Raw genomic sequence first — 11,467 nt, 5'->3', positions numbered from 1 at the left:
GGCAAGGGGATATTGTGGGCAGAAGTGGGTATTTCAGCCTCAATTTATCTGCTAATTCAGTGATGAGAGGACGTTTAGACGCAAGAAGGACGCTGAAGAGCTTAGTTGCGGATTTGAGGCACAATACAATTTATCGTTTTCAGCGGCTACATGAGTGGCATATCCCAAATTGGTCACCTTATTATTGTTTTTTGAATCTATCATTTGCAATACATAGCTTTCAGCACTATAGTCCCAAGAAATAAGGAACGCTTTGTCATCATCTTCCGTTAATTTATTAGGATTTGAAGCTACCGTCAAGGTCTCTTTAAAAGAAAATGAATTCAAGTCAAAGACCAAAACTTCCGTATGATAAATATAGTTTACGCCTTCGTTCTTATAAGCATTGGCTACATAAAGCATATCATTACAGATGGCAACTCCCTCCAGATTATCACCATGTCCGGTCAATTTCTTTTCCACTTTCAATGTATTGGCATTGATTTTGGCAACCACACCGCCATAGAAAGACGCATAAATATAGCCGTCATGAGCCGCAATAGAACGGACACCCGCAGATAAATCGGCATCATCAATAAAAGAAACACGAGCCTGCTCTACACATGCCGCATTCAGTTTTGCCAAATAATTAGAACCATAAACAGAAACATAGATACAATCTTCATACTCTATCATATCCTGACCCGTATCTCCCAATGAAGCCTTATTCTGCGCTTTATAAATATCACCGATAAAATCTTTGTCTTTATTCGGGGCATAAAATGCTATACCGGCATTATTCTGTCCCATAGTTCCTTCATTCAAAAAATAAGCACGGACATAAGGCAATTCAATTTTCGAACCGCTATCATCCCAACTTTGCTCATCATCACTGCAAGATGAAAATGAAACACTTAGTGCCAACATACACAGCACACCCAATAATAAACTTCTTATTTTCATAACACTTTATTAATTAAATTGATTAAATTGATTTTAAAATTTAAAAGTTCCCGTCACTCTCCATGAACGTCCCGGCATAGGATAATATTTTATCACATCATACTGTTCATCGGTCAAATTGATGATTTCTGCCTGAAGCTGTAATTTGCATTTCTTAAAAGCAAACTCTTTAGAGATGCTGGCCGTATGCTCCATATAACCTGCTATCTCATTTTCAGGAATGTTTTGTGACAGGCAATAACGTTTACTTACGCCTACAATGGAGTAACCTATATTGAGCCAAGGCATTTCAAACCTCGCAGCTACATTGCCGCTATGCTTCGGAGTATAAGGCAACTGTTCCTTATAATTCTTGGCATCTGGGTCTGTAAGGTCAATCGCTTTCTGCAAAGTATATCCTCCGGATATAATCAAATCTATATTTTTAACTAACGGTGCCGACATAGCCAAAGTAGCATCTACTCCTGTGGCACGAACGGTTCCATAGTTTGCCATACGCCACGCATAAGTAGTGGGGAAAGCTACAATTTTATCAGTCACATCATTGTAATAAGCATCAAGCGTCGCAGAGATATAGTCCAAGAAAAACAAAGATGAACTGCTCCACGTAACTCCCACATTATATTCATTCGCCTTCTCCGGACGTAAACTCCGGTTGCCCAGTCTATAATAATATAAGTCGTTGAAAGTAGGTGTACGAAAAGTGCTTTTGTACATGAAACGCAGAAAAAAAGATTCTTCCGCCCAAGGCCGTATGCTTACGGAAGCTGAAGGAGCCAAACGGTGGAAATCCTCAGGAGCTTTCCCTACCTCCACTTTTTCAGTGATAAAAGTATGTACTAATGATCCGGAGGCGGTGATTCTTTCAGACTGATAACGAACGTTGAAAGCCGTCAAAGATGTGTACCGGGTAGGAAAAGGACAATCTTTCAGATTACTACGCAATGTATTTACAGCTCCATCTTGAGCCAAAGACAGGGATAGAGCTTTGAATGGACGGTATAAAGCCGTTGCAGACAAATAACATTCATCCTGTCTATGTACAGCACGATAGTATCCGTCAGCATATTCCTTGCCTTTATCTTCATATCTGTTCCAACCATGATTATACTTTGCTTGTGCCTGCAAACTCCATTTCGAAGAGAATCGTTTCTTATAACGTGCCTGCACAAAGGTATTCTCGTCCCAAAGAATTTCGTCGGATATCGGATTATAGAGAGTGACCGCTCCCGGAAGCCCGCGACGAGAGTTGAAATAATAGCCTTTCACATCCAACTCGCCACCGTCTTTAAAGGTATGGTAAAGAGTCGCCTCTCCCTGCCAGGAATAGATAGTTGAATTATTGCGTTTTTCTTCTGTCACATACTTTCCATTGACCAAAGTAAAAGGGTAATTCCCATCAGCACGCATATAATTAGCGTTCACAGCAAAGCGAGTACGGTCGCCTGCCTTCTGCCACCAACGCAGAGATGGAGTAACGTATCCGAATGAACCGCCACTTACCCGTGCCTGAAAAGCCACATTACGTTCCTCATCAAAATGCGGCTTTTCCGTTTCAATACTCAATACGCCTGCCGAAGCATACAAACGTGCTGACTGCAACATATCGTCAGATTGCCCTATCGCCAGTGAAAGGGCAGAAACATTATCAAGTGAGAAACGTCCTATATCAATTTGCCCTGCTTGGGAATTACTTACGACAACACCATCATAACTGACAGCCGTATGCGCCGCTCCGATATTTCGTACGGAAACTGTTTTCAATCCGCCAATGCCTCCGTAGTCTTTTACATTAGCACCCGCAAAACGACGCACGGCATCCGCCATATTCTGTATGCCGAGACTGCTTATATCTTGCTGTGACAATGTTTGTACAGGTACAGCCGAAGTAACTTTATTCGGCATACGTCGTGCTGTAACAGTCACTTTATCAATCTGATGCACTTTTCCTGTAATCGTGTCCTTTCGCGCTACTTCTTGTGCAGAAAGAATTCCTTCCATACAAAAACAAGCGATGCAGAGCAACCGCATCTTCATTCTCCACACCATAAAAGAGTAAAGATTATCTTTAAACCATACACACTGTCCGCTTTCCTCGAACGGGCAATTTTTTGACTTCGTTTTGCAGGTCTTCTGACTTATTTCTAATGTATCGCCTTCCCATCCTCAAACCAAAGACAGTGGCACAAGAATGATACATTCATAATGAAACTTACAGCAGCGGGACTGTTCGGGAGTTTCACCCGATTCCCTTTTCATCCGTTCCCTGAATAAGGAACCGGAACAAAACGCCGACAAAGATAAGAATATAATATAAATATCAACCGACTCTTTACAACAGTTTCTGCAAAAAAACATTTATTAATCTATAAGGAGCAAAATTTAAAGCTTTCTTATAGAAAGGCAACCGATGAAAAGAGAAACAAGCGCACATACAAGAGCATAACGCTCCCATAAAAAATAAGAAACCGGTAGACATCCTGATATCTTCCATACCTACCAGAGGTGATACGATTCCGCCAAATGCAAAACCTATTGCCCCCAAAAGGGCTGAAGCCACCCCGGCATTTCTGCGTTCACAATCCATTGCTAAAGTATTGGAGGCTGTAAAAGACATTCCTACCATTGAAAGCAGGCAGAAAATCAATATCTCATACACCCAGAAACTGCAATTCAGGAAAAATGCGGCGGAGACTAATATGGAGATAAGCAGCATACCGTGATTTCCTACATATAACGCCCGTTCCATTGTGGAAAAACGAACCGACAAAACGGAAGATATAACCATAGCGACCGCATTGACCCCAAAACAAATACTGAATAACATAGGTGAAAGTCCATAATGCTGCTGCATGATGAAAGGAGCTGAAGCTATATTGGTAAACAAAACTCCCATCGTAAACCCATACTGTAAAATATAGCGTACATACTGACGGTTATGCAGAACTACGCCAAAACGACGATACATATCCCCCCACTTGAAGTTTTGCCTTTGCCCGTTCGGCAAGGACTCTTTGAAACGTATACTTCCGATAATCAAAAGAGCGCCCAATATAAATAAGAACCAGAAGATTCCATGCCAACCGCTGAAATCGGCCAGCATCCCTCCCCCTATCGGAGCAACCACCGTAGCTATCCCATTGATGGCGCCGATAGTGGCAAGCATCCCCGCAAGTTCATGGGCAGAATACTTATCAGTAGCAATGGATCGGGATATGACCACTCCCCCTGCCCCGGCAACACCCTGCACAAAACGTAACGCTACAAACTGTGAGATATTCCGGGAAAAGATACAACCGACAGTGGAAATCAAGAATAGAGCCATAGCTACCAACAACGGAGAACGACGGCCATATTTATCGCTTAACGGACCAAAAACCAGCTGTCCTATCGCCAAGCCCACCATACTCGTAGTAAGCCCTAATTGCACCCTTGAAGATGTGGTCCGAAAGAAATCCGACATTGCCGGCAAAGTAGGCAGGTACATATCCATAACAAACGGACCAAAAGCGCTCAACATTCCCAAAAACACCAATATAAAACCTTTTGAATTTTGTCTGCCTGTCATCACTATCCTTCTTTTATAAACCGGCGGCAAAATTACCCTATATTTACAATACCGGCTATGGCTTATCTTGCACAAAACGTTTCATTTTAGGAACAATATACATTATTACCACAAAATATAAGTACATTTGCTGCGCAAAACAGAACTTTATTCATATGTACGAACCGCTATTGCCCGATACATCCTCCATCAAATATGAAGAAACGGATTTGTCATACTTAAACCAACGTCCATACCGCTTCAAATGCGGCATCTACTTGATTTGCACACAAGGCAAGAGCATCATTTCCACAGGAGTACAGCAATATACCGTTGACGAACAAACCGAACTCATATTTCTTACCGGCAGTCTTATTCAGGTAAAACAAGTCTCAACAGACTTCAGAATACGTATGCTGTTATTCCCGAAAGACGTTTTCCTGAAAGCTATATTGCCGATTGACACTCCCTACTTCAACTATGTTCACGAACATCCGCACTATCGCCATACAGCAGATGAAAGAAGTCAGAAAACATGGCGGGAAATCGTATTGTGGATGGATATGGCGCAAATGCTGTTCAGAGACAACACTCTCCAGTTCAGAAAGCAGCAGGAATTCAATTTCCTGCAAAGCATGTTAATGTGGCTATTCAACACTATCCCGGAGAAACTGGCAGCCAACAAGCAGTATAGCAGGAAACAGATGCTTTGCCATCAGTTTATGCAACTGATACGCGAGCACAGTGTATGCGAACATCAAGTTCCGTTTTACACGGAGAAACTTTGCATTACTCCCCGCTATTTATACGAAATCACCACTCAATACATGAATGGAAAAACTCCCAAGCAATTGATAGACGAACAGCTGATAGCAGAAGCCAAAGTTCTCTTAAATGAACCGCACCTTTCCGTTACTGAAATTGCAGAACAGTTGAACTTTACCGACCAGTCTTACCTGAGCCGTTTCTTTAAGAAGAATACCGGGATTTCTCCTAAAGAGTTCCGCCAGCAGAAACTGCTATGATAAGTTTAGCCAAAATAAATTAAATCCGGTCGTTTTAACCGCCATTTTGCTAACTTTGTTAGCATAACCAAAATCGAGTCACCATGAAATATAAATTATTAGTTCTTGACGTAGACGGAACACTCCTCAACGATGCAAAGGAAATCAGCAAACGCACTCTTGCATCTTTGCTCAAGGTGCAGCAAATGGGTGTGCGTATTGTATTGGCTTCCGGCAGACCTACCTATGGGCTCATGCCACTGGCCAAAACGCTTGAACTGGGTAACTATGGGGGCTTTATTGTTTCCTACAACGGTTGCCAGATAATCAATGCGCAAAATGGAGAAATCCTGTTCGAGCGCCGAATCAACCCGGAAATGCTGCCCTATCTGGAAAAGAAGGCACGCAAGAATGGTTTCGCCATATTCACTTATCATGATGACACTATCCTGACAAACAGTCCCGGCAACGAACATATCCATGCCGAAGCCAAACTGAATAATCTGAAGATTATCAAGGAAGAAGAATTCTCCACAGCAGTAGACTTCGCGCCATGTAAATGTATGTTGGTCAGTGACGACGAAGAAGCATTGACCGGACTGGAAGAACATTGGAAAAGACGTCTGGACGGTACTTTAGATGTCTTTCGTTCGGAACCCTATTTTTTGGAAGTCGTACCTTGCGGAATTGATAAAGCCAACACGTTAGGTGCTTTACTCTCACATTTGGACATTACCCGCGAGGAAGTAATTGCCATTGGAGACGGTGTATGTGATGTCAATATGCTACAGATTGCCGGTTTAGGCATAGCCATGGGCCACTCACAAGACTCTGTAAAAGTTTGCGCCGACTACGTAACGGCTTCCAATGAAGAAGACGGTGTCGCCCAAGCCGTAGAGAAAATGATTTTAGCCGAAGTTCACGCCGCAGAAATCCCACTTGACCTGTTGAATGCACGGGCACGCCATGCGCTAATGGGTAATTTGGGCATCCAATACACCTATGCCTCGGAAGACCGTATAGAAGCGACCATGCCCGTAGACCACCGTACCCGCCAGCCTTTTGGCATTCTGCATGGCGGTGCAACCCTTGCGCTTGCCGAAACCGTCGCCGGACTCGGCTCTATGATAACCTGCCAACCCGATGAGATAGTCGTAGGTATGCAAGTCAGCGGAAACCATATATCTTCCGCACACGAAGGAGATACCGTGCGAGCGGTGGCAACTATCGTGCATAAAGGACGTTCATCACACGTATGGAATGTAGATGTATTCACTTCTACCAACAAGCTGGTATCTTCTATCAGGGTGGTGAACAGCGTATTGAAAAAAAGGTAAAACAGGAAACCGACCTTCCCTATCTTAGCAAGGTACAAAAGGTAAAGTCAGCAGAAAACGGCATCCGTCTTTGTACGTCTTGTCCAACGTCAGGCTTCCGCCCAACCCGTTGGCAATGATACGGCAGAGCGGAAGCCCCAGACCCGTACCTTGTGTAAAGCTGTCTACCTTGACAAAACGCTCAAATACGACCTCTTGCTTGTCTTCGGAAATGCCAATACCGGTGTCGGTCACCGAATAGATAATATTCTTATCTTCAATCTTATAATTCAAAGTTATTTTTCCCCGCTTAGTGAATTTAGCGGCGTTATGCAGCAACTTGGTAAGCACCTGCGCCACACGCACAGAGTTGGTTTTAATTATCAACTCGGGACACGTGGGCGTAAACTCCAGCTGCACCCCTTCCGGTATGGAATAAGCAGCTTGTTCCATGCTTTGATAACACGCATTATTAATATTCTCGGAAACATCATAGACAAGGGTATTGTTCTGATCGAGAGCCGAAATCTCCAATACGTCATCCACCAAACGCAACAAGCTGAAAGTGTTCTGCGAAATAATATTGGCAAACTCCCTCGTTTCCTCATCTGCACTGAAATGAGTGTTCAGCACCTGAGAGAAGCCTACAATCGAATTGAGCGGAGTGCGTATCTCATGCGACATATTACGAATAAACTCCGTTTTCATCTTACTGGCCTGCTCGGCACTCTCTTTAGCAACCCGGAGGTCGGATTCCGATTTCTTCAATCGGCTATTCAAACGATAAATACGAAGGCATACAATCCATCCTGTCACTAAAAGCACTACCAGAAAGCCGATAATCAGATAAGTGACGTATAATTGTTTTTTCTGCACCGCCATCTGCAGGATATTTTTTTCTTTTTGCAGCAACTCTACTTCGAGAATCGTATTGAACTCACTGACCGAGTTTTGTAAAGACTTCGTATTCAACGTATCCTTACCTTCTATATATGCGCGATATTCTTGGGCGGCAAGCCGATATTCGCGATTCTCCATATAAATGTCAGCCTTCTGCTTCTTGAGACTGTTAGCCAAATAAGCCGTACAGTTGTAGCAGGCTTCATTTTCCAGAAAATGGAGAAGCGACATTGCCTTATCCCGCTGACCGGTAGCCTTATAGTAAGACAGACGTGTATCATACAAATCACCCGTGAAGTTATCCAGCCTTGTATTTTCCTTAAACAGTTTTTCTATGGCGGCATATTCTTCTTCGGCTTTAGCAAAGTCTTTCCGATAGAGGCAAAGGAGCAGATTAGCTTTTTTAATGACAAAAGTCTGATAGGGGTCATTCTTCCTGATATGCTCACGGCCTTTCTCTATGGCTTCCGCAGCCTTATCGGGCAGATTGAGTTCTATGGCACATTGTGCCAACGTGGAATATTCCACAGGCAGATTGAGGTAATCAATACCCGCTTTCTCATATACGTCAATCTCTTTCTGGTAATACTCCATCGCAAGTCTGAAGGCAGACTGCGACAAGTAAATCACGGCAAAGGAACGGAAACATTCCGCTATTCCCGGTTGATAATTGTCAGCTTGTGCCTCCTGCAACATCTTCTTTATTTCATAGAGGGCAATGTTTATCTTATTCTGTTTGATGTAGAAAGTTATCAAGCGGTTTCCCCAAACAAAGTAATAATAGTAATAGTTCTGATATGCCCTGCACAGCTTTTTCACAACTTCCACCTGATTGATTATCTGCTGCTCATCATTCTTGAAGTAATAGCATTCCAGCTTTATAGCCGCCGCATAGATTTCCACATCATTATTATTCGCTTTCCTTGCCATATCGGCAAGTGTGTCACACATCTGCGGAGCTTGTGGAAGGGAAATACTTTTCCGACAAAGTGCTGAATATTCTTGCAAAGCAACATCTTTATCTTTTTCAGCTAAAACATGGAGGGGAAAGCATCCAATAAAGAATGTGCACAGTATCAGAATGTATTTATTTACAGGCATAATATTTGTTTGCATTTGAGTTGCCTGACAAAGATACTTCTATTTTTTTGTATTTATCAAAAAAGACAAAAAAAGACGTGTAATCTTTTACACGTCTTTTTTGATTATTATTTATCGCGATTAGCAACTATCTTACTTCACTTCCTCAAAGTCAACGTAATATATCTATCAGCGACTTGCGTACACGTGTTGCAAATATAGCGCAAATCCGAAAATAAGCATCCATAAGCAACACACGCTCTTGCTCACAAAAGTACGATTTTTATTCATAAATAACGAGATGTAAACGCATAAAAATCAAAAGAAAGCGATGTTTTTAACAGATTCTTCGGTTTTATCCTTACCTTTGTGTATGATATTAGGGTGTTACACCCAAATAACAATAAGGAAACGATGCAGATACATAACAATACATTGATAGCGGAATGCTCGGCTTACGATTTCAAGGAAATGTTGGAACGTAAGAAAGTAAAATCGTGGCTTAAATCCGTGTCGGCTTTCGCTAATACGGATGGTGGCAGTTTGTTCTATGGAGTGAATGATGACGGCATAATTGTAGGGTTGGAGAATCCACAAGCCGATGCTGATTTTATCAGTGAAATGATAAAGGCAAGACTTGACCCTGTGCCGGAAATTCAACTTATTCCGATAGAACATGAAGGGCATACCCTGCTTGAAGTGAAAGTAAAGGCAGGAACGCTTACACCTTATTACTATTATCAGGATGGGACACGTACCGCATATGTACGAGTTGGCAATGAAAGTGTAGAATGCAACTCCCAACAATTACTTTCGTTGGTATTAAAAGGCACGCACATGACATGGGATTCTCTTCCTACCCAAGTGGATGCCGGCAAACATTCTTTCATCATCCTTGCCAATACTTTCCGTGAGCAAACCCATCAGGAATGGAACGATAAGTATTTGGAATCATTCGGACTGGTAACTCCTGACGGCAAACTGACCAATGCAGGATTGCTGTTTGTGGATAATTGCACAGTATTTCAATCGCGTATTTTCTGCACCCGTTGGACTGGACTCTATAAGGATGATGCCATCAGTTCCATAGAACATCGGACTAATCTTGTGCTACTTTTAAAATACGGCATAGACTTCATCAAGAACTACACCATGAGCGGATGGGTAAAGATGCCGAACTATCGTCTAAACCTCCCTGACTATTCAGACCGTGCCATCTTCGAAGGATTGGTAAACCACCTTATCCATCGGGATTACACCGTGATGGGCGGTGAAGTACATATCGATATTTACGATGACCGTGTAGAACTGGTATCACCTGGTGCAATGCTTGACGGTACGCAGATTCAAGACCGAGATATATACAAAGTGCCATCCATGCGCCGTAACCCCGTCATTGCGGATGTGTTCACACAGTTGGACTATATGGAGAAACGTGGCTCCGGTTTGCGCAAAATGCGGGAGCTTACGGAAAAACTACCCAATTTCCTGCAAGGCAAAGAACCTCAATATCAAACGGAAGCGACTTCTTTCTACACCACCTTCTATAATCTAAACTGGGGCGAAAACGGAAGAATACCTGTGGAAGAAGTAGCCAATAGGGTAAATAGTACCCTCGAAAAGTACCCTGTAAATGAAGAAAGTTCGGTAGAAAAGTTCGGTGTAAACACAAAAGAGTTCGGTGTAAATGAAGAAAGTTCGGTCGAAAAGTTCGGTGTAAATGCGGATAAGTTCGGAGATACATCGGAAACACAGAAGAAAGTCAGTAAAACTGCACAAAAGATAATCGACCTCGTTATTTCAGATCCTTCAATCACAGCTGATAATATGGCCAACAAGATTGGTGTAACTAAACGCGCTATAGAGAAAAATATCAAGAGCCTTAGGGGTATGGGAATTTTGGTTCACGAAGGTTCAGACAAGGCTGGTTATTGGCGCATTATTGTTAAACCATAAACAGAACAACAAACCTATGGAGACCTCTTTCATACCACTCTTTGCAATCATAGCCGTTTTGATTATCGCCTTTTTGTTTGCCTCTTTGCCACAGGTAAACCATAAAACGCGATACCGAGTGCTTTATGCAATAGCCATTATCATGCTATTAGCTGTTATCCCTATTAGTGAATATATGGCTGGTGGCATACAAAACTCAAGTAACAATTATCTGCTTGTCCTAATATTCGATATTGCAGTAGGATATTTCTGTATGTACATTGCTGCTTTGCTAAAATTCAACGTTCTTAAACGAAAGAACCAAGCATTAGAAAACGCCTTGACAGAAAAGCAACAAGAAAATGTAGCAATCCTATTGGAGCATCAAAACGAAAAACAACAAGCACTCCGGCAAAGAGAGCTTGAATGGTTAACTGGGAAAATAAAGATGTTTACCGAAGAAGAACAGGAAGCTATTCTTGCCAGTGCTCTATCATTTGCTGAACATGACTTGATAGTTGCTCCCTCAATAAGCATACAGCCCAAAGAAACATGTAGTCAGCAAGAACTAATGTACTTTGTCTGCTCTGCTTTTTACAATATGGATAAAAGTCGTAGTGAAGTTGTGGGTTTCTTATATAAAGTTTTTCCTCTCTATTTTCCAGCAGGAGAAAGTGCATTGGCTAAAAAGATGCCGGGATTGGAAAAAGTAAAAGAGAGGAGAGAGAAAGAATGTAATTAGC

7 protein-coding genes, 1 pseudogene and 1 riboswitch are annotated in these 11,467 nt (G+C 42.3%); of the genes and pseudogenes, 4 read left to right on the top strand and 4 right to left on the bottom strand.

What is annotated here, in order from left to right; all coding sequences use genetic code 11:
• Positions 1 to 429 precede the first annotated feature (429 nt).
• The 3 genes and pseudogenes from KG118_RS17665 to KG118_RS13025 form a co-directional block, all read right to left on the bottom strand.
• Positions 430 to 789: pseudogene (locus KG118_RS17665) on the bottom strand (hypothetical protein); the annotation flags it as partial.
• Between the two features lie 186 nt (positions 790 to 975).
• Positions 976 to 2,991, bottom strand: coding sequence for a TonB-dependent receptor plug domain-containing protein (locus KG118_RS13030; RefSeq protein ID WP_117713314.1), 2,016 nt, complete (start codon positions 2,989 to 2,991; stop codon positions 976 to 978).
• Between the two features lie 57 nt (positions 2,992 to 3,048).
• Positions 3,049 to 3,246, bottom strand: a riboswitch (cobalamin riboswitch).
• Between the two features lie 28 nt (positions 3,247 to 3,274).
• Positions 3,275 to 4,510: a multidrug effflux MFS transporter gene (locus KG118_RS13025; protein WP_117713315.1), complete on the bottom strand. Its 1,236-nt coding sequence runs from the start codon at positions 4,508 to 4,510 to the stop codon at positions 3,275 to 3,277.
• Positions 4,511 to 4,665: 155 nt separating this feature from the next.
• On the opposite strand from KG118_RS13025, the gene KG118_RS13020 reads away from it, so the two are divergent.
• Positions 4,666 to 5,514, top strand: a complete 849-nt coding sequence (locus KG118_RS13020; RefSeq protein WP_117713316.1) for a helix-turn-helix domain-containing protein — start codon at positions 4,666 to 4,668, stop codon at positions 5,512 to 5,514.
• Positions 5,515 to 5,597: 83 nt separating this feature from the next.
• Positions 5,598 to 6,830, top strand: a complete 1,233-nt coding sequence (locus KG118_RS13015; protein ID WP_117713317.1) for a Cof-type HAD-IIB family hydrolase — start codon at positions 5,598 to 5,600, stop codon at positions 6,828 to 6,830.
• A gap of 24 nt (positions 6,831 to 6,854) precedes the next feature.
• Here the strand turns inward: KG118_RS13015 and KG118_RS13010 are convergent, their stop codons facing one another.
• On the bottom strand, positions 6,855 to 8,810 hold the full coding sequence (locus KG118_RS13010) for a tetratricopeptide repeat-containing sensor histidine kinase (protein WP_158561018.1): 1,956 nt from the start codon (positions 8,808 to 8,810) through the stop codon (positions 6,855 to 6,857).
• A 393-nt stretch (positions 8,811 to 9,203) separates the two neighbouring features.
• On the opposite strand from KG118_RS13010, the gene KG118_RS13005 reads away from it, so the two are divergent.
• The gene (locus KG118_RS13005) at positions 9,204 to 10,745 is read left to right on the top strand and encodes an ATP-binding protein (protein WP_117713319.1); all 1,542 of its coding nucleotides are present in this window, start codon (positions 9,204 to 9,206) and stop codon (positions 10,743 to 10,745) included.
• 16 nt (positions 10,746 to 10,761) lie between these two features.
• On the top strand, positions 10,762 to 11,466 hold the full coding sequence (locus KG118_RS13000) for a hypothetical protein (RefSeq protein ID WP_008659006.1): 705 nt from the start codon (positions 10,762 to 10,764) through the stop codon (positions 11,464 to 11,466).
• Position 11,467: the final 1 nt, after the last annotated feature.

Origin of the sequence: Bacteroides propionicigenes (assembly GCF_018390535.1) — a bacterium.
Lineage (GTDB): Bacteria > Bacteroidota > Bacteroidia > Bacteroidales > Bacteroidaceae > Bacteroides > Bacteroides propionicigenes.
Note: the sequence above shows the minus strand (reverse complement) of the source record. Positions and strands in the feature narration are given on the sequence as shown.